The 20477-nt window shown below is 35.6% G+C and carries 14 protein-coding genes; 4 read left to right on the plus strand and 10 right to left on the minus strand.

The window, feature by feature from the left end; translation table 11 throughout:
- The first annotated feature begins 65 nt into the window (after positions 1-65).
- The 4 genes from moaA to CDH49_RS06960 all read left to right on the plus strand — a co-directional run bounded on the left by moaA (position 66) and on the right by CDH49_RS06960 (position 4226).
- A complete protein-coding gene (moaA, locus tag CDH49_RS06945; protein ID WP_100614770.1) occupies positions 66-1073 on the plus strand; it encodes a GTP 3',8-cyclase MoaA in 1008 nt (335 codons plus the stop codon).
- Positions 1074-1304: 231 nt separating this feature from the next.
- Positions 1305-1640 (plus strand): 2Fe-2S iron-sulfur cluster-binding protein, encoded by a 336-nt coding sequence (locus CDH49_RS06950; RefSeq protein WP_100614771.1) that lies wholly within the window; start codon positions 1305-1307, stop codon positions 1638-1640.
- Positions 1637-1975, plus strand: a complete 339-nt coding sequence (locus CDH49_RS06955) for a cupin domain-containing protein (RefSeq protein ID WP_100614772.1) — start codon at positions 1637-1639, stop codon at positions 1973-1975. Before CDH49_RS06950 ends, CDH49_RS06955 begins: the two co-directional genes overlap by 4 nt.
- A gap of 25 nt (positions 1976-2000) precedes the next feature.
- On the plus strand, positions 2001-4226 hold the full coding sequence (locus tag CDH49_RS06960; protein WP_100614773.1) for a nitric-oxide reductase large subunit: 2226 nt from the start codon (positions 2001-2003) through the stop codon (positions 4224-4226).
- A gap of 111 nt (positions 4227-4337) precedes the next feature.
- On the opposite strand, the gene CDH49_RS06965 is transcribed toward CDH49_RS06960, so the two are convergent.
- From CDH49_RS06965 to CDH49_RS07010, 10 genes are all read right to left on the minus strand, one after another.
- On the minus strand, positions 4338-5774 hold the full coding sequence (locus CDH49_RS06965) for a rubredoxin domain-containing protein (protein WP_100614774.1): 1437 nt from the start codon (positions 5772-5774) through the stop codon (positions 4338-4340).
- Positions 5774-9295 (minus strand): nitrate reductase, encoded by a 3522-nt coding sequence (locus CDH49_RS06970; protein WP_100614775.1) that lies wholly within the window; start codon positions 9293-9295, stop codon positions 5774-5776. The genes CDH49_RS06965 and CDH49_RS06970 overlap by 1 nt, the downstream gene beginning before the upstream one ends.
- A 112-nt stretch (positions 9296-9407) precedes the next feature.
- A complete protein-coding gene (locus CDH49_RS06975; RefSeq protein WP_100614776.1) occupies positions 9408-10841 on the minus strand; it encodes an MFS transporter in 1434 nt (477 codons plus the stop codon).
- A 178-nt stretch (positions 10842-11019) separates the two neighbouring features.
- Positions 11020-11685, minus strand: a complete 666-nt coding sequence (locus CDH49_RS06980) for a response regulator transcription factor (protein WP_100614777.1) — start codon at positions 11683-11685, stop codon at positions 11020-11022.
- A 46-nt stretch (positions 11686-11731) separates the two neighbouring features.
- Positions 11732-13567 (minus strand): sensor histidine kinase, encoded by a 1836-nt coding sequence (locus CDH49_RS06985; RefSeq protein WP_100614778.1) that lies wholly within the window; start codon positions 13565-13567, stop codon positions 11732-11734.
- A 13-nt stretch (positions 13568-13580) separates the two neighbouring features.
- Positions 13581-14165, minus strand: coding sequence for a DUF4202 domain-containing protein (locus CDH49_RS06990; protein ID WP_100614779.1), 585 nt, complete (start codon positions 14163-14165; stop codon positions 13581-13583).
- Between the two features lie 11 nt (positions 14166-14176).
- Positions 14177-14554: a nitrite reductase small subunit NirD gene (nirD, locus tag CDH49_RS06995; RefSeq protein ID WP_100614780.1), complete on the minus strand. Its 378-nt coding sequence runs from the start codon at positions 14552-14554 to the stop codon at positions 14177-14179.
- An 88-nt stretch (positions 14555-14642) separates the two neighbouring features.
- A complete protein-coding gene (nirB, locus tag CDH49_RS07000) occupies positions 14643-17159 on the minus strand; it encodes a nitrite reductase large subunit NirB (protein WP_100614781.1) in 2517 nt (838 codons plus the stop codon).
- Positions 17160-17348: 189 nt separating this feature from the next.
- Positions 17349-18614, minus strand: a complete 1266-nt coding sequence (locus tag CDH49_RS07005) for a glycosyltransferase family 4 protein (RefSeq protein ID WP_100614782.1) — start codon at positions 18612-18614, stop codon at positions 17349-17351.
- Between the two features lie 12 nt (positions 18615-18626).
- Positions 18627-20459, minus strand: coding sequence for an ABC transporter ATP-binding protein (locus CDH49_RS07010; RefSeq protein ID WP_100614783.1), 1833 nt, complete (start codon positions 20457-20459; stop codon positions 18627-18629).
- Positions 20460-20477 lie beyond the last annotated feature (18 nt).

Consider the following 20477-nt stretch of genomic DNA (forward strand, 5'->3'; position numbering starts at 1 on the left):
GGAATCGTTTAGTCGTTTAGCCGATTACACATTTCAACGATTCAACAATTAAACAGAGTGAAGAAATGAATGAAAACAAAAACATATTACAAGATTCCCACGGTAGAGACCATGCATATTTGCGTATTTCATTAATTGAACGTTGCAACTTGCGCTGCTCATATTGTATGCCTGAAGAAGGCGTTCAATTATCTCCGAAAAGCCATTTAATGACTTATGAGGAAATTTATGAGATTGCCAAAACCTTTGTAAAACATGGGGTTACAAAAATAAGATTAACTGGCGGCGAACCATTAATAAGAAAGGACATTCCCGTGATTTTAGAAAAATTGGCAACGCTTCCTGTGGAATTATCAATTACTTCAAATGCTATAATAATCGATTCATTTATTGATGTTTTAAAGGCAAATAAGGTAAATAAAATCAATGTCAGCTTAGATTCTTTAGATCGAGAAAAGTTTAAACACATCACACGTCGCGATCAATTTGAAAAAGTTTACAGCAATATTTTTCTTTTAATTAAGGAAGGTTTTAACGTTAAAGTCAATGCTGTTTTAATCAAGGGCTTTAATGACAATGAAATCATTGACTTTATTAATTTCACTAAAGACTTACCTATTTCAGTTCGATTCATTGAGTTCATGCCTTTTGATGGCAATAAATGGGATATGAGCAAAATGGTGTCTTACAAAGACGTGATGACTTATGTAAACACGTCTTTTACTGAAGATCACATTGAGCGTTTACAAGATGCGCCAAACGACACGTCTAAAAACTACAAAATAAAAGGGTATAAAGGCAGTTTTGCCATTATCAGTTCTGTTACCAATCCGTTTTGTGATTCCTGTAACAGATTGCGCTTAACGGCAAACGGACAATTAAAAAATTGTCTGTTTTCTGCAACAGAATCGGATTTATTAACGACACTTCGACAAGGAAATCCCATTGAACCCATCATTCAAAAAGCAGTTCAAGCTAAGTTTAAAATCCGTGGCGGTATGGATACCTTAGAGAAACTTCAAGAACCAAAATTGCACAATAATAATAGGAGTATGATTACTATTGGAGGTTGAAAATACGTTTATTCGTTAAGTTGTTTAGATGTTTAGATGTTTAGTTGTTTGGTGTTGAGATGCTTACATTATACCTTTTCATTTATTAAAAAATAAATTAAATTTTAATTAGGATAAATTTGTCCGTTATTATTTTGTACGTTACTTTTGCATCTTAAAGTTTAAATATATTAAAAATACTTACGAATTAAAATAGGACATTTTTATCCTATTTTAAAGAAAGCATCACAAATGATATACCACGTAAACATTATAAGCACCAACAACAAACGGATTGAAATTCCATTTAAGCGATTTCAATATCCAAATTTGATGGAATTGATTGTCGACACATATTACGAAGATATTGGTGAATGCCTGGGAAGAGGTTTATGCGGTACCTGCCATGTAAAAATCCAATCGGGTTCCATAAATGACAGCATAGAACCAGTTGAAAAAGAAACGCTTAATAATCTTTACAATTCAGATACAAACAGTCGATTGGCATGCCAAATCATGCTGGATGAAAAAATAAATAATATGACTTTTAAAATAATAACTGATAATAAAATAAATCCTAACCCATGAACACAGCATCATTAGTAGAACAGCTTGTCTACCAAGAAGACAAACCAGCAGTGACCCCATTACTTACAACAAAAACAACCAAAGAAATAAGAATTGTCATGAAAAAAGGACAAACCATGAAAGAGCATAAAGCCCCCTACCCCATAGTTATTGAACTATTTGAAGGCAGCATCGATTTTGGTGTAAATGGTATAAAACAACTGCTCAAAAAAGGCGATTTAATTGCTTTGGATGAAAACGTACCACATGATTTAACCTGTATTTCAGATAGCATCATTCGGTTATCACTTTCCATTTTTGATGATGTTGAACGCGTCAATAGTGTGAATAATTAAATATAAACCAACTAATTACATTTCAATGAAAAAAATATGGATTACATTTATTAGTGTTGTGTCAATTTCCTTCATAATACTAATTTGGATAGGAACAGAGGTATACCAAACACAACCTCCCATTCCAGAAATCGTTATCGTAAAAGAAACACAAGACATACTTTATACTAAAGAAGACATTCAAATCGGACAAAACGTTTGGGAATCTATTGGAGGTATGGAAGTCGGTTCCATTTGGGGACATGGTAGTTATGTGGCTCCGGATTGGACAGCCGATTGGATTCATAAAGAAGCTACATTTATGCTGGAAGCATGGGCTCAAAATGATTACAACACCAATTACGAGGCATTAGATGTAGAAAAAAAGGCATCATTAAAAGCACGTTTAATTAAAGACATTAAAACCAATACGTTTAATAATGCTGACAAGTCAATCACCATATCAGAAAGTAGATCAGCTGCTATTAAAGAAAATATTAAACATTACACTAATATTTTTTCTGAAGGAAAAGAAGAATATGCCATTCCCAAAGGTGCCTTGGTAGATCCCGAAAAATTAGAACAACTAAATGCCTTTTTGTTCTGGACCTCTTGGGCTGCAAGTACCAACAGACCCCATAAAGATTATACCTATACGTCCAATTGGCCTCACGAACCTTTAATCGATAATAACATAACAAGCGATTCATTAATCTGGTCTGGTTTATCTATTGTATTGCTATTATTGTTCATTGGTATTTTAACCTATTACTACTTATTAAATCACGAGAAAGGTGAATTACTTACTAAACCAGAAAGTGATCCGTTAACAAATTTAAAATTGTTTAAATCACAAAAAGCGATATTAAAATATTTTATAGTAATCTCATTGCTCATAGGATTGCAAGTTATTTTAGGCATCATAACCGTACATTACACGGTTGAAGGACAGGCCTTTTTTGGATTCGATTTATCTAGTTTCCTACCCTATTCCATTACTAGAACTTGGCATACCCAATTGGCCGTTTTTTGGATTGCCGCTACTTGGTTGGCTACGGGTTTATTTTTAGCGCCTATGATTTCTGGAAAAGAAATGAAATACCAACGTTTTGGTATTAACTTCTTATTTATCGCCTTAATTATTATTGTATTAGGCTCTATGATGGGTGAATGGTTGGGTGTACACCAATTCTTAGAATTAACAACTAATTTTTATTTCGGACATCAAGGCTATGAATACATGGATTTAGGTCGTTTCTGGCAAATATTCTTAGGCATTGGTTTGGTGCTTTGGGTAATTATGGTTAGTAGACACATTTTTTATGGCATTAGTAAAAAAGATGAATCTAAACACTTATTAATTATCTTGTTAATATCCGTCATGGCGATTGGCATGTTCTTTTTCTCTGGCTTAATGTATGGTGAAAACAGCACCTTACCAGTCATTAATTACTGGAGATGGTGGTTGGTGCATTTATGGGTCGAAGGCTTCTTTGAAGTATTTGCAACTGTGGTTATTGCCTACATCTTCTCAAGATTAAAAATCATATCCGTTAAAACCGCAGGGCGCGTATCTATCGCTTCAGCTTCTATATTTTTAGCTGGGGGAATAATAGGTACATTACACCATTTATACTACTCAGGAACCCCGGTTCAAGCGATTGCTTTAGGTGCGACTTTTAGTGCTTTGGAAGTGGTCCCATTAACACTTATGGGTTTTGAAATCAGGGAAAATTGGAATCTTTTAAAAAGCAAACAATGGATGCAAAAATATAAATGGCCCATCTTTTTCTTCATCGCCGTAGCTTTCTGGAATTTTGTAGGTGCAGGTGTATTCGGATTTTTAATCAACCCACCAATTGCACTATACTACATTCAAGGTTTAAATACCACCGCAGTACACGCGCACACCGCTTTATTTGGGGTATATGGCATGTTAGGCATGGGCTTTATTCTCATTTGCTTACGCTTTTATTCTGACAGAGTTTGGCAGAATAAAAAATTAACCCGTGCTTTTTGGCTGTTAAATATAGGTCTAGTTGCCATGGTGCTTTTAAGTTTATTACCCATAGGTATCATTCAAGCTTACACCTCGATTACAAAAGGTTATTCGTTTGCTAGGGATGCCGATTTATTATACTCACCAACAGTTCAAACCTTAAAATGGATGCGTATGATTGGAGATATTATATTTTCTGTGGGTATCTTTTATTTTTGTTGGTTTACGATTGATGAAACCATTTACAATTTCAAAAGGAAAAACATCAATTAATTTTTAAGTAGAAAAAACCCTTATAAAGTTCATTTATAAGGGTTTTTTTATTGGATTGTATGGTTAGTCGTTGAGTTGTTTGCGTAGAGTCGACAACTAAACAACAAACGACTAAACTGTTTTCAATAAAATTTTCTTTTCAAAATTACTTTTTGGTGCTTCACAAAGCGAACATTCGTAGTTTTCAGGAAGATCTTTAAATGGGGTATTTGGTTTTATATTTTGCGTGATGTCTCCGTAGCTTTCATTGTAAATCGTTAAACAATCCTTACACTGATAAACTTTGAGTTCTACTTTTTCCTTTGAAATTGATTTTAAGGTATCGTGATCTTTTTCCGTACCTAATTGTTCAAAATACAGCTTACTTAGTTCCATTAATAATTGAGGTAATTCCTCTTTATCAACATCTTGCACATGCATAACGTAATCACGCGTATTTGGGTCGAAATTTTTGGCATAAAGCAAATTATATGTAGCACGAATATTAAAATCTTCCAATTCTTTTGGAATGGTGTTTTTCTTAATGACTATCGACGTAAAATAATTTGATTTTTTTGAGTAATCGGTAATACCAAATGTCAATCCGTATGTGCTTATATCATTCTTATCAAAATTGGAAACTAAATATTTTTTTAAAGTAATCGCTTCTTTGTTATTTACTGGAAGATGCCAATTGAGTTCCAGCATGGAATGGCGCACATTAATACCATATCTTCCTAGAAACTTTTCCCATTGTAGTTTGGCGTTGATGGGGATACCTTTCACAATAAATGATTTCCAAGGCGTAATGGAGATTTTACCTATTTTACATTCATCACAAAGTTCGCACATGGCTTTTAAAAATGAAATATCGTATTTGTTATTTCTCCAATAGAGTCCCAACCAATATTTATCCATCCCAATTCTATTCATCCCTTCATAATATGGAAACGGATAAAAAGGGACATCCAACGGTTTATCAACCGTGCGGTTATTGGTATCTATAGCATCACTTACCAATTCAAAAACGGTATCAATGTCTTCAGGTTCTTCCTGTAAAATATTTTCAATAGCAGTTTCTATTTTATCCAGATCCCAACTGTAAATAAGTGCTGGATACATCTCGGTTTTATCCCATTCTGGCAATCTTACATATAAATACCAATAATCTTCATGTTCTGAAGCGATGAAGTTTAAATGACCCGTAAATAAAGGGACCAAGCGTTGTTTCGGGTCGGTTATATTGACTTTTAATTTTAGTTTGGACCGAAATTGTTCCAAAATGTACAAATACCGATCACTAGTAAGCCAAGCTGTGCTTGGAAAAATATCTGAACACACATAGGACGATACAATATTTTGAATTTGCTCATGGTCTTTACCAACGATTTGAAGTTTATCAAAAACTGCCAATTGTTCCTTTTCAGTCTCTTTGGGAAGCAAAATATCTTGTCTGGAACCAAATGAAATCGTTGTCAGTCCCAAACTTTCCACGCACTCGCAAATGTATTTTAGTTCGCCAGGCGATAACACACCTCCTTTAATTATTAATCTGTTTAACCGACCCATTATGAAAGTACTTTTACATTAGTTAATATCTCCCTGACCTCGGTTTTACAACTTCCACAACCCAAACCAGCACCCGTCTTGTTACAAAGTTCTGCAAAATTAGTACAACCCAATTCAATAGCTTCTCTAATATTCCCTTCACCCACCTGACTGCAGGAACAAACCAATTTTCCTAAAACAGGTTTTGTATTGGATGCGCCTCTTAAAAGCGTATCCCTTTTATCTGCCATTTCAATTTTACTTTCAATCATGGTTTTAAATTCGGCAAACTCATTTTTATCACCCATTAAAACCGCTCCAACCAACAAATCGTCTTTAACAATACATTTTTTATAATAGCGTTTGGAAATATCGGTGAATATGATTTCTTGGTAATTATCATCATTTTCAGGCACTTCAATATCGCCAATACTGCATAGGTTAAGGTCGTTAAACTTTAGGATATTCATGAGTACCGAACCATTGTAAGCACTGCTGATATCACCAGCTATAAAATTTGCTAGTATGCTTGCTTGTTCCTCAGCTGCGGAAGTAATTCCGAATAACTGGTTATTATATTCTGCTATTTCACCAATGGCAAAAATATCTGGATTTGATGTCTGCAAATGTTGATTGACCCTAACACCTCGACCACAAATAAGACCATTCTCTTTAGCCACTTCAATATTTGGTTGTGTTCCAATAGCATACACAATGGCGTGCGAGGTAATTAATTTACCACTTTTCAATGTAATATTCAGTTCGCCTGATTCATCATCTTCAAACACCGTACTCACTTCGTTATCAAAATAAATTTGAATGCCACGTTCTTGCACATCTAAAGCCAATAATTTACTGGACACTTTATCCAATTGACGTTCCATGAGTCTCGAAGAACGCTGAATGATGGTTATTTGTATGTTTTTATGTTTTAAAGCAGCGGCTAACTCTAAGCCCAACAAACCCCCGCCTACAATGGTAACATGCTGGCTTTCTGGTGGCAACTGTGTTTGTTCTAAATAAGCTTTAAATCTGTCGGCATCACTTTTATTTCGCATGGTAAACCTGCCCGGTAGATCTATTTGAACATCTTTAGGAATAAATGCACGACTTCCTGTTGCCAAGATTAGTTTATCAAAATTGTGTACGTCACCATTGCTATCTATAACTTCTTTATTTTCTTGATCTATCTTTGTGATGAATGTTTCTGGAAATGATTTTATATTGAGCTTGTTCAACTCTACTTGTTTAATCTTTAAAAGTTGTTCCCAAGTCAGTTCTTCCGTAACATATTCCGGAAGCAATACCCTATTATAAAATAAATTAGGCTCTTTAGAAAACACCAAAATTTCATCCTTTTCGTTGTTTTCCCTATAATTTTGGATAAACCTAAAAGCAGCAGCTCCCGCTCCAACTACAATGATTTTTTCAACTGGTTTTTTATATTTTGAAACCGATACGGTTGTGAACTTAAAATCGGGTTCTTTAGAAAAGGGGTCTACAACGGTATTAGTTAAGTTATTTACCCGATTTAGGTCGTTTTCGAGTTGCTTGCCCCAATGCATGGGCAAAAATACGACGCCTTTCCTTATGGAATCCGTTACCTTTGCTCGTACCCTAACAACACCATTTTTACTCTTAATTTCGGCGATACTACCATCTTTAATCTTATTTATAAAGGCATCAACAGGATTGATTTCTAAAACCGGCGTAGGATAATGGGTTTTTAAGCGAGACACTTTGCCCGTTTTGGTCATGGTGTGCCATTGGTCGCGAATACGTCCGTTTGTTAATATCAACGGAAACTCCTCATTGGGCATGACTGAGGTATTTACAATGCTTTGAGGTATATTGAAAATAGCTTTTTTTGATGGCGTGTAGAATTTTTTATCTTCAAAAAGTCTTGGAGTTCCTTGGTGCCTGTATTCTGGCACCGGCCATTGAAAAGTGCCTTCATTTTTTAGGCGGTCATAATTTAAAAATGAAATGTCCATATTGGTTCCTTTGGTCATGGAACAATATTCAGCATAAATTTCTTCAGCACTATTATAATTAAATCCCCTAAAACCCATACGTTGCGCAAAATCGCAAAGGATTTCAACATCTGGTCTAGCCTCTCCGGGCGGCTCTATTTCTTTAGGCAAATAAGAAATACGTCTTTCAGAATTTGTCATCGTGCCTTCCTTTTCCAACCAACCAGCAGCCGGTAACACCAAATCGGCAAAAGCCACTGTATCGGACTTATGGGATATTTCCTGAACCACCACAAATTTGGCATTCGCCATGGCCTTCTCTATTTTGTTGATATTTGGCAAACTGACTAACGGATTGGTACACATAATCCAAACAGCTTTTAATGTGCCTTTTTCAAGCGCATCAAACATTTCCGTAGCCGTTAAGCCCGGTTTGGGTGAAATTTTATCGACGCCCCAAAACTGTGCTACTTCCCTACGATGTTCTTCATTCGCTAAATCTTTATGGACAGCCAATAAATTAGCCATCCCTCCTACTTCTCGACCGCCCATAGCGTTTGGCTGACCCGTAAGTGAAAAGGGGCCAGAACCCGGTTTACCAACCTGACCTGTAATAAGCGATAAATTGATAAGGGATACATTTTTATCGGTTCCAACGGCACTTTGGTTAAGTCCCATAGCCCACATACTGATAAATCCTTTTGAGAGTCCGATGATATCGGCCGCTTTTCTAATATCTTTTTCAGGAACACCACATAATTTTGAGGCATCACTTAATGATGTTGAAAAAATTAAATCCTTATACGCTTTAAAACCTTCGGTATGGTTCTTTATAAAATCTTCATCAATCAAACCACGTTCGAATAAGCGTCTTCCAATGGCATTGTAAAGAATGACATCGGTTCCCGGAATCAGCTGCAGGTGTAAATCGGCAAAACTTGCAGAATCCGTTTTACGTGGATCTATAACAATAATTTGTACATGGGGATTTTTCTCTTTGTGCTTTTCAATCCTTCTGAAAATTATGGGATGGCACCATGCGGGATTTGCACCAGTGATTAGGAAACAGTCAGCCAATTCTATATCTGCATACGACACAGGCACAATATCTTCCCCAAACGTCTTTTTATAACCAACTACAGCCGAACTCATACATAATCTAGAATTAGTGTCTATGTTATTGGTTCCTAAAAATCCTTTAGTCAGTTTATTGGCTATGTAATATTCTTCAGTTAAACTTTGTCCGGACACATAGAAAGCGACACTATCTGGTCCGTACTTTTTGATCAAGGATTTAAAAACACTACTAGCCCTATCCAATGCAACGTCCCAACTGACGCGTTCACGAGGATGGGATCTGCTCCAACGCATTTCTGGGTATAAAATTCTATCAGACGTATCATTTACAACATAATGCAGGTTCATGCCTTTTGAACAAAGCATCCCTTGGCTGACTGGATGATTGGGGTCCGCTTCAACCAAAACCTTATTATCTATGTCTTTTTTTATGATAATACCACAGCCTACACCACAATATGAACACGTTGTTTTAGCTTCATTTTTTATCATGACACTACTGGATTTTACACTAATTAAAAGATTAAACTAACGCTAAACAAAAATAACCTACATTATTCTGAATACTTTAAAAACAATCAAAAAAGCTTGTATTTGATTGTTTTTAAGATTCATTTTTAACTTTTATTGGGATGAGGTTTTCTAAGGACATATCGGCGTTTTCAACAGATACTTCTTCATCTTCCCTAGAAAAACGAATCGCTAAAGCTAAAATTGCCGTAATGACTACCAAACATCCAATTAACAAATAACCACTTGAAACTGCCGCCGCGGATGCAGTAGATTGTGCGGCGCTTACAGCATCTGCAGCTAACCCTTCGGTGGAAGCAATGGCTGCTTTTTCAGCTACGGCCGATTTATATTTAAGTAATAGTGCCGCTAAAAAAGCGCCAACATTCCCACCAGCTCCTACGATTCCAGAAACGGATCCTATGGCCTTTTTATTAATAAAAGGTACTACGGAAAACGTGGCGCCTTCTGCCATTTGCACTGACAAACTAAATAAAATTAAGAATAAAATCCCTAGCACTATACTTGTAATTCCTGAAAAAGCAACTAACATAATCCCTTGAACGGCGAGTATACATGATAAAAACAAAACCCTTCCACGAAGCCCTTTTGATTTTCCGAATTTATCTCCAAAATAACCCCCTAATGTTCTTGCGAAAATATTCATCAAGGCAAATGACAAAACAATGTTACCGGCCGTAATACGACTTAATTGAAATGTATTTTGTAAATAATCGTCCATAGTACCATAAACTGTCAATTCAATTCCAAAACAAGCCGCATACACCAAAAATAGAATCCAAATTCTATAATCCTTTATGACTTTCATAAATCCTATTTGATCTTTTTTAGTGGGTATCATCGTTCCGGAAGCTCTTAATTCCTTAAAATTTCCTTCCGGTGTATCTTGGGTAAAAAAGAAGTAAACAAGTCCCATTAAAAAACAAATTAGACCAGCAAAAATCATGGAATACCGCCAAGCCTCTGCTTCAGCAACACCAAAACCAATAACCATCGCCGCTATCAAGGGCATACCCAAGCGGTTAGCTCCACCTCCTAAATTTCCCCAGCCAGCCGAGGTTGCATTGGCAGTTCCGACAATATTAGGAGCAAACATCAATGAGGTGTGTACTTGGGTAATAACGAAAGAAGCTCCAATAAAGCCTATAAAAAGTCTACAAATTAAAAACTGGAAAGGTGTTTGTGCCAAACCACATAAAATAACTGGTATAGCACCTAAAACCAAAAGCCACGTATAGCATAATCTTGGCCCGTATTTATCACATAATTTCCCTACTAACAATCTGGCGAACACCGTACCTGCAACTCCTAAAATAACGGAATTCCATTTTTGATCGGGGGTTAAACCCAAATCTTTAACCACATCTGGCATAAATGGCACAATACCAAACCATGCAAAAAAGCACATGAAGAATGATATAGAGGTAATCCAGAATGTTTGGGTTGGAATGCTTTTAAAATTGAAAAGTTCAAGTTTAGTTGCTTTAGCAGATTCAAAATTTTTCATATTAAACTGTTTTATACTTACAAAAATAAGTATAATTACTTAATTTTAAATGCTAAAAATACGTATTTTTAAATTAATATTAGATTATCAATAAAAAAATACGTTTCTGAGAATATTACAATATAATGACAGCAATTATTGATTTTTTTGAATTATAATGAGGATTTAGATAGCTAAACTAAATAAGTTGAAATTCATTTGCCTTATGATTCAATTCCATAATATTTTTAACATCCAATTTCTTCATTAAATTGAAACGATGTACTTCAGCTGTGCGTCTGCTGATATTAAGTTCTTCGGCGATATCCTTATTATTTTTTAATTGAAGCACCAGATTCAAAATTTGCTTTTCCCGTTTGGTAAGATTAAAAGGATCTTCAACAACTTCTTTTTTTGGAGTATGCTTCACTACGCCATTAACAAAATTATTCATGATGATAGAAGATACATCCCCTGTAAAATATTTTCCGCCAGCAGCAACAGTGTGTAAGGCCTTTAAAAACTCATCTTTACTGGCACCTTTTAGCAAATACCCATCCGCACCAGCCTGTATGGCTTGAATGACATATTCTTCGGAATCATGCATGGAAAGCACCAATGTTCTAACATCTTTATACTTGTTATTGTTATTGATAATCCTCACCACCTCAATACCATTCAGCTCTGGCATTCTTATATCTACAATCAATATATGTGGTTTGTTTTTTGTGATGACTTCTATGGCCTCTTTTCCATTAGAAGCTTCGTCAATAACTTTAATGCCTTGCTGATCTTCTAAAAGTGCTTTTATACCATCCCGAACCAGTACATGGTCATCTGCTAAAACGACATTAATAATATCCATTTTTTTAATCTTTTTATAAAAACAATTATCGCAAAGTTAGTAAAATTTACGTAGTTATACTTAATTCCTGTAAAGGTATGTTTAGTGTGACGCGCGTGCCTTTATTCAACTCGGAATTAAGAAATAAACGTCCGTTTATATATTTAATACGCTCCCTCATAAACGTCATGCCCATACCCCCATCACCATTTTTAACGTTCTTGATTTTATTGGGGTCAAAGCCCTTGCCATTATCATCAATCACGATACTAAGTATTTCATCACTATTGGAAATCGACACCAATATATGTGTGGAATCGGCATATTTTATGGCATTATTAATGGCTTCTTGGGTAATTCTATAAATGTTTATTTCCGCTAGAGAATCCAATCTTTGGTTAAAATCCGTCTTATTATAAAGCACAATGTTTTTCCCTGTTAGTTTGGTCAACTCCGTTGTCAATTTAGTAATTGCAGGAACAATGCCGTGATCAGCCAATTCTGGAGGTGTTAAATTAAAAGTCGCCGTTCTAACACCTTTTATTATGTTAGTTGTAAGTTCTTTTAAATGTTCAATTTTTTTAGCCGTTTTATTTATATCCGAAATATCAATACTTTCCAGATTATATTTTAAACCTGTTAACATTTGCCCAATCCCATCGTGCACATCTTTTGCAATGCGGTTTTGTTCCTTTTCTTGGTTTTCAATGATCTTACTGGAAATGACTTTTTGTTGGTTCATACGTTCTTCAAAACTTTCCTTTGTCAAACGTTCAATTTCCATTTGGCCTTCTTTACGTTTTGTTATTTCGGAAGCAATGATCAACAATTCGGTTTTATCATCTGTCGGACTAAAAGGAATGATTGCCATTTCCAACCAAACTGGCTGGTTATCTTTTGTGGTCGCCTTCACCTCTCCTTGCCAACCCGTTTTTTTATGGCTTTTAATCAAACTTTCAATGGCCATGCGCTCACTTTCCACAATTGACAAAACATCATAAAAATTCACATTAGCACTAAAATTATTGAATTTAAATAACCTTGAAAATTTATTCCCCATATGTACAATAACACCATTGGATGTGATACGAGCGAACAACAAGGTATCGTCCATGGCCTGACTTAATGCCCGTAATTCTTTAATGGATTTTTCTTTGGCGACACTTAACAAATCGGCATCATATGCCATTTTTTTTGCTTTTTTCTCAGCTTCGATCAATTCAGCAAGACTCTGTTTTACCGTTTTAGCAGTTGGCCAAAAAATAAACAGAAACTCAGCCAACAAAAGTGCTAATGTAATAAACATGATAAATAATTCCAGCTTTCGTAGCCAGGTTACTTTTCCATCCGCTTCAAAATCATATTGATTTACAATATCATCCATGATGGATAAAAATCCGCCTTCTGTTTGCTTTACCGTACTTATTTCATCTGTAAACATGTCAATAGGCAGTGGTGGAACGTTCTCTATTTTTTCAATAATAGATTTAGCAGCATCTCTAATGGCGTTGAATTTCGGATTTAATTCACGGAACATTTTTGAAATATCGGCACTATTGGTCCCCGGTAAACCTAAACTATCATTTCCCATTTGAAGTCCATTATGGGAAAGCTCCCAAAGTGCCAAGGTTTCCTTTAGACTGTTTTTTAATGCGATTCTTTTTTCTAAATCGTTTTCAGCAGCCATAGAAACGATTTCTTTTGTTAATTTCTGACTCAACATACGTTGTCTGCCAGCAACATTTATAATGGACGAATCACTTTCTTGATCGTGAAGATGTTTTCGCACAAGAATCTGACTAATTACTACCGATAGCGCAATCGCACTTAACGCAATAATGTACAAACGACTTAATCGCTCAAAAGTATGTTGGTCTAAGGAGGAAATACCTTTTTTAGTCATTTACTATTGTATTTTATGCTATTGCTTGCTTTATTAATGACAAACTTTTCTCGGAAAAACTAATTTTTAATGCGGCATCATGACCTTTATCTGACATCTTTACCCACGTTTTTTGAAGAATATCAATCACTTTGTCATCGTCATGTTTCTCTGCAAATTCCTCAAAATAATATTCTAAAAATACCAGACAAATCACATCTTCCAAGGTTTGGCTTCCATCATCTTTTTTAATGAGTTTTTTATTTATTAAAAAGGACACTCTATCAATAAATTCAGTATCATACCCAACTTCTTTTAAAATTTCCGAAGTCAGGTCAGCATGCATTTTCTTTAAAGTTTCCCGCCATTTTAAATAACCCACTCTATCCATAGGGTATTCATCCCTTGCTATTTTCCATCTACAAATATGTTGCGCTCGTGCAGCAATCTGTAATTCTTCTGAAGCTTGAGGTTCAAACTGTAATAATTTTTGGGACATGCGTTGGGAATATAATAACTCCTTAGAAATCTCTAAACCATGTACTTGATAGGTATTTATATCTTCTGAATTTTTGTTGTCAATCATAATAAGGGCACTCTCAAATCGTGTTGGCTTCATAATGTTTTGTGTTAATCTGAAAAGCCAATATACACATTTCCACCTTCAATTTTAACAGGATATACCGCAATTTTTAAGTCGTCACCACCAAGATTGGAGCCATCTTCCAACGAAAAATTCTTTTTATGCATGGGGCAAGCGACTTTTGGAATCCCTTCTTTATCGCCAATCATTCCAAAAGCCAATACCATTTCCATTTTATGTGGACATAGATTTTGGCAAGCGTACCATTTAGACAGCCTTGCAAAATTATAAACGGCTATTTGTTTGGTTTTGTATTTTATGCAGGCGCCGCTATTTTCTGGGAAATCGGATACTGTTCCAACTTCAAACCACATTTTAACCTCTGCTTCTGTAACCGATTTATATTGTTCAAGTATATTTTGCATATCTATTATTTTTATTCAATTCTTTATTTGTGTTATCGTGTAATCGTTAGCGACAATTCAACGATTAAACGATTCAACTTTTAAACATTTACCAAGCTTTCGGCATTTTCATTTCCCGCATCGGAACAAAAACCAAATTATCATCGGTATCATCCGAATTCACAAAATGTTTAAAACGTTTTGCTATATTAGGATCTTCTATAGCTTGTTTCCATTCACACTCATATTTATTGACTAGGCTTTGCATTTCTCTATCAAGTTCTTCTGCAATTCCTAAAGAATCTTCAATAACCACTTTCTTTAAATACTCAATACCACCATCCAATTTTTCTAACCATGGAGCTGTTCTTACCAACGGTCCAGCCGTACGGATATAGTACATTAAAAACCTATCTAAATATTTTATAGCGGTGGCATCGTCCAAATGTTCTGCAAAAAGAATAGCATGCTTTGGTGTAGCACCACCATTTCCGCATACATATAAGTTCCAACCACCATCTACCGCTATCAATCCGAAATCCTTACCTCGTGCTTCTGCACATTCACGAATACAACCCGACACACCGCCTTTTAACTTGTGTGGCGAACGCAAACCTTTATATCGGTTTTCAATTTCAATGGCAAACGTAACACTTTCATGCATACCGTATCGACACCACGTAGAACCCACGCAGCTTTTTACGGTTCGAAGTGATTTTCCATAAGCATGGCCACTTTCAAAACCCGCATCAATCAATTCCTTCCAAATAAGGGGCAACTCATGTAACTGTGCCCCAAACAAATCTATACGTTGGCCGCCCGTAATTTTCGTATATAAATCATACTTTTTAGCAACTTGACCAAGAACAATCAATTTCTCAGGTGTAATTTCTCCCCCTGCAACACGAGGCACCACGGAATAGGTTCCGTTTCTTTGAATGTTTGCTAAAAAGCGATCGTTTGTATCTTGAATCGCGTGTTGTTTATTAGGCGTTTCCATCGTGATGGTTGCAAATATGGATGCTAAAGCAGGTTTGCAAACTTCGCAACCATGACCTTCACCAAACAAATTAAGAGCCTCTTCATAATCTGCTACACGGTTGATTTTAACTAAATCATATAACTCTTGTCTATTGAAACTAAAATGCTCACAAATGGTTTCTTTAACTTCCTTGCCAAGCGATTTTAAGGTTTCATTTACCAAATCGACTACCATAGGTTTACAACCACCACAGCCTGTAGTTGCTTTGGTTTTTTTAATGACATCTGCCAGATTATTACATCCGTCTTCAGTAATCGAGCAACAAATAGCACCTTTGGTAACACTTTCACAAGAGCATACTTGAGCGGCATCTGGGATGTCTAGAACGCTTCCAAAAGAGGAACCTCCCTCTCCTCTAGCGCCTATAATTAATTCTTCGGCATCTTCAGGAATAGGTAAACTGTTCAAATATATTTGATGGAACATGTTATAATCGGAGGCATCTCCAATTAAAATACCGCCCATTAACTTTTTGCCATCATGACTGATATTGATACGCTTGTATAAATTTTTGGTTTTGTTTTCATAAATGATGGAATACCCTTTTTCTATTGGCATATAAGGCTCTCCATAGCTAGCCACATCAACACCTATCAACTTTAATTTTGTTGACATATCAATCTCACTTGGCATCACAATCTCTTTATTTCCTAATATTTGATTGACAGCGACTTCGGCCATATCATACCCAGGGGCTACCAAACCATAAATCATATTATTCAGCAATGCCACCTCTCCAATCGCATAAATTTCGGGATCGGATGTTTGCATTTTGTTATTCACAAGAATACCGCCTCTAACTCCCATTTTCAAATCGCACGTTTTTCCAAGTTCATCCCGAGGCCTAATACCTGCAGAAATAACCAACATTTCAACATCTATCTTATCATATTCGCCAAATTCCATGCCTGTTATACTATCATCACCCAAAATTTTGTTGGTGGCTTTAGATAAATGCACATGAATCCCCAATGATTCTATCTTTTCTTGAAGCACTTTACTTCCTCTAGTATCTAATTGCCTAGGCATCAACTTAGATGCAAATTCAACCACATGAGGCTCAAATCCCATGTCTTTAACTGCTTTTGCTGCCTCTAATCCTAAAAGTCCACCACCCAACACAGCTGCTTTAATGGTATCAGTTCTTTTGGCTTTAATTTTATCGGCATACGCCAGCATCCCTTCCAAATCCTCAATGGTTCTATATACAAAAACACCATTCTTTTCTACTCCGGGTATATTTGGGACAAAGGGAGCAGACCCAGTAGCTAAAACTAAGTAGTCGTATTTATAATGTAAATCTTTAGTTGTTGTGATTTTTTTTGAAGCACGATGGATATCTGTAACACGTTCGTTAGTAATCAATTCAATTCCGTGTTCTTCATACCAAGAGAGAGGTGCCATTTCTAAAGCTTTAGCATCTCTATTTTCAAAGAATTCACTCAAATGAACTCTGTCGTACGCTGGTCTGGGTTCGTCTCCAAACACCGTTATTTTAAATTGCTCTCTATTGGATTTCGATACAAACTTTTCGCAGAATTTATATCCGACCATACCATTGCCTACAACTATAATTTTTTTCATGACTACGTAATTTTAAACAAATATAAGTATTATTACTTAATTTTATATACGTAGTTATAAAAATTTATGTAAATAGATTATTATTACTGATTTCTCAAACAGACATCGCTTTCATTGATGTATACATAAATGGATTGCATCATATTATGGAACCTATTAATTAATCCTTTAAAAGACCTACAAACAAAACTACTTTTTACCTTTTAGCTTCCTTACGGTTTTTTTTAGAATTAGTATAAAACGGATGATAACGTTTTTCTTCATTCTACGAACCTCACTTTGATGTTTTGCTATTTCAGATTTTGCTAGTTGTAATTGATTTAATAGATACGCATGACGCCTATCATTAATAGGAAAATCATCCAGGTTTGCATAAAGATGGTTAAGTCGTTCGCTCATAATGGAGCCTACGGAATAAAGCGATAGTTTCTCTTTGACAAACCGTTGCGCATTCATAGCTTTTTCATTCCTTAATTCCATGTTTTCATAAACTTCCTTTAGCTTTTTAATGGCATGTTCCATTATCGGATTGGCCCATAAAGTCTTTGAAGAAAAATTAATGTCTGGATTCATTATAAAACCCAGTTCATAATCCACTAAAAAGCTATTGTTTTCATTCATAAATTCCGTATTACCAGAATAATTGGTCGCTACCGCTGGTTTGCCTAAGCACATGGCTTCTGCAAGCGTCAACCCAAATCCTTCAGAGTGATGCATCGACACATAACAGTCGCAATCGTTTATTAGGTGATTGACGCTGTTTTTGTTCATATCCGCATTAATAATTTTTATGTTTTTCTTATCAGAAATAAATCGATGCAGATGCCTTTCGGATTTTTTAAATTTTTCCGCTCCAACTGTTTTAATAATTAATTCGACATTGTCATTATTACCAAAGGCTTTTGAAAATGCTTCCATTAAAAAGAATGGATTTTTCCTTTCTATTGAACTGTGGTAACTGAAAATAAACAGAAAGCTAAATTTATTTTTATCAAAAAGAGTTAAAGCATTTTGATTTTGAACAGGTTTCAGATTTACTTCTACGGGATGGGGAACCGTTATAATAGGACCATTAAATACGTTTTGAAATAGGTCTTTGCAATAGGTAGAAGCAGTCCATATCTCATTAAAAAGATTGATGTTTTTTTTAAGATTTTGGGGAATATATTCCGATTCCCATATTAAAAAAAGAATGGTGTATCTATCATTGAAAAAACCAGGGTCAATGACACTAAAGAACCGATCAAGATCATTTAATGATATTTGCACTAGATTTATGGTATATGGAAAGCTATATTGATAACTGCTTTCATATTTAACCTTTTCATAATTGATGATGTTAAGCGGTATATCAAGTTTTTCTGCTGCCTGAATATTTAATCTCACAGCTTCTCCTAAACCAGACATCGCATCTGTATATCCAACAACATTGAGTCCTAGATTATGGGGGTTCATTTTTTGGGGATTTTAATTGACTTCTAACGATTGAAGTGATACTAATTTATTATAGGTTCCGTTCATTCTCAATAGCTCTTCGTGGGTACCTTGCTCTACAATCACACCTTTTTTCATGACAACAATGAGGTCTGCTTTTTGTATGGTTGAAAGCCTGTGGGCAATCACTATGGCGGTGCGGTTTTCCATCATGTTCTCAATCGCATCTTGGACCAGCTTTTCAGATTCGGTGTCCAACGCCGATGTGGCTTCATCAAGAATCATGATGGGAGGATTTTTCATCACCGCTCTTGCTATGGCAATACGCTGCCTTTGTCCGCCCGAAAGCAAGCTGCCACCATCCCCTACATTGTTGTTGTACTTATTAGGAAACTCCGAAATAAAGTTGTGTGCATTGGCTATTTTTGCTGCCGCTATAATTTTTTCTTCACTGGCATCATCAATTCCTAGGGATATGTTGTTGGCAATGGTATCATTAAACAAAATAGAATCTTGAGCTACGATGCCCATCTGTTCCCGTAAGGATTTTGAAGTCACATCCTTAATATCAACACCATCAAAAGTAATACTACCTTCGTTGACGTCGTAAAAACGCGTCACTAAGTTAGCTAAAGTCGACTTCCCACTTCCAGACTCCCCTACCAAGGCTACGGTTTTCCCTTTGGGAACGGTCAGGTTAAAATGCTTCAACACATAATCGTCCTTGTATTTAAAAGAGACATTCTGAAACTTTATTTCTTTATGGAAGCCTGTAATGACTTTGGCGTTTGGCTTATCCTTTAACGGGTTTTCGGCATCTAAAATGAATGCAATCCGTTCATAAGCGGCATTCCCACCCAGCAATGCGTGGTGTGCTTTGGTGATGGCCTTCGCTGGCGTTAAAATCTGATACGCCAAACCCATATACGCCATAAAAGCCCCGCCACTTAGCGACTGTTCCACAAGCACCAACATCCCCCCATAAACAAGCAACACCGAAATAACAAAAATTCCCAAAAACTCGCTTACCGGAGCTGATAAACTCATTTTCTTTCCAACGGAATTATTGAGTGTATTGATGTTTTCCGTAAAATCATTAAATTTTTTGGAAAAATAGGATTCGGACGTAAAGTTTTTAATGATTTTTATGCCTCCTAAAGTTTCCTCTATATTGGACAACAGACCGCCTTCCAAGGCAAAAATATCACCTGATTGGCTTTTAATGCTTTTTCCTGCTTTTGAAATAAAATATCCTGAAATGGGAATAAAGAACAGTACAAATACGGTTAATTTCCAACTTATGGCAAACATGCCTATGAGCGTAAAAAAGATTGTTAAAGGCTCCCTGACCATCATTAAAATACTCATAAAAGATACTTTTATGGTATTAATATCGGAAGTCATCCTGGCGATGAGGTCACCCTTACGTTCATTAGAAAAGAACCCTACGTTTAACGTGATTACTTTATTATAAACGTCTTGCCTAAGGTCTTTTAAGATGCCATTATTCAAATATGTCATATATAAAATAGACAGATAATTAAATAGGTTTTTTAACAAAAACGTACTCAATACCAAACCCACTATGGTTATCAACGTCATCAAGGGACCCTTAGAATCCCGGGTTGTGGTAATAAAATAATTAAGGTAGTTTTCAATATAGTTTAAATCAATATCCCTAATTCCATTAAAATCAGGTTTTACCCTTAATTTTTCGCCTTCATCAAAAAGCACTTTAACCATGGGCAATAAAGACAGCATGGATATGGAAGAAAAAAGGGCATATAGGATATTAAAAACAATGCTTAGGATTTGGATTTTTTTGTAGGGTATAAGGTATTTAAGGAATCTTTTAAAATTCTTCATTGATGTGAAATCTTCAAT

It is taken from the genome of Confluentibacter citreus, assembly GCF_002807055.1.
GTDB classification, from domain to species: Bacteria; Bacteroidota; Bacteroidia; order Flavobacteriales; family Flavobacteriaceae; genus Confluentibacter; species Confluentibacter citreus.

Coding starts and splice junctions, on each gene's coding strand:
- moaA (WP_100614770.1), top strand. CDS start 66: ATGAATGAAAACAAAAACATATTACAAGATTCCCACGGTAGAGACCAT.
- CDH49_RS06975 (WP_100614776.1), bottom strand. CDS start 10,841: ATGAAAAATTTTGAATCTGCTAAAGCAACTAAACTTGAACTTTTCAAT.
- CDH49_RS06955 (WP_100614772.1), top strand. CDS start 1,637: ATGAACACAGCATCATTAGTAGAACAGCTTGTCTACCAAGAAGACAAA.
- CDH49_RS06980 (WP_100614777.1), bottom strand. CDS start 11,685: ATGGATATTATTAATGTCGTTTTAGCAGATGACCATGTACTGGTTCGG.
- CDH49_RS06965 (WP_100614774.1), bottom strand. CDS start 5,774: ATGGGTCGGTTAAACAGATTAATAATTAAAGGAGGTGTGTTATCGCCT.
- nirD (WP_100614780.1), bottom strand. CDS start 14,554: ATGCAAAATATACTTGAACAATATAAATCGGTTACAGAAGCAGAGGTT.
- nirB (WP_100614781.1), bottom strand. CDS start 17,159: ATGAAAAAAATTATAGTTGTAGGCAATGGTATGGTCGGATATAAATTC.
- CDH49_RS06990 (WP_100614779.1), bottom strand. CDS start 14,165: ATGAAGCCAACACGATTTGAGAGTGCCCTTATTATGATTGACAACAAA.
- CDH49_RS06985 (WP_100614778.1), bottom strand. CDS start 13,567: ATGACTAAAAAAGGTATTTCCTCCTTAGACCAACATACTTTTGAGCGA.
- CDH49_RS07005 (WP_100614782.1), bottom strand. CDS start 18,614: ATGAACCCCCATAATCTAGGACTCAATGTTGTTGGATATACAGATGCG.
- CDH49_RS06970 (WP_100614775.1), bottom strand. CDS start 9,295: ATGATAAAAAATGAAGCTAAAACAACGTGTTCATATTGTGGTGTAGGC.
- CDH49_RS06950 (WP_100614771.1), top strand. CDS start 1,305: ATGATATACCACGTAAACATTATAAGCACCAACAACAAACGGATTGAA.
- CDH49_RS07010 (WP_100614783.1), bottom strand. CDS start 20,459: ATGAAGAATTTTAAAAGATTCCTTAAATACCTTATACCCTACAAAAAA.
- CDH49_RS06960 (WP_100614773.1), top strand. CDS start 2,001: ATGAAAAAAATATGGATTACATTTATTAGTGTTGTGTCAATTTCCTTC.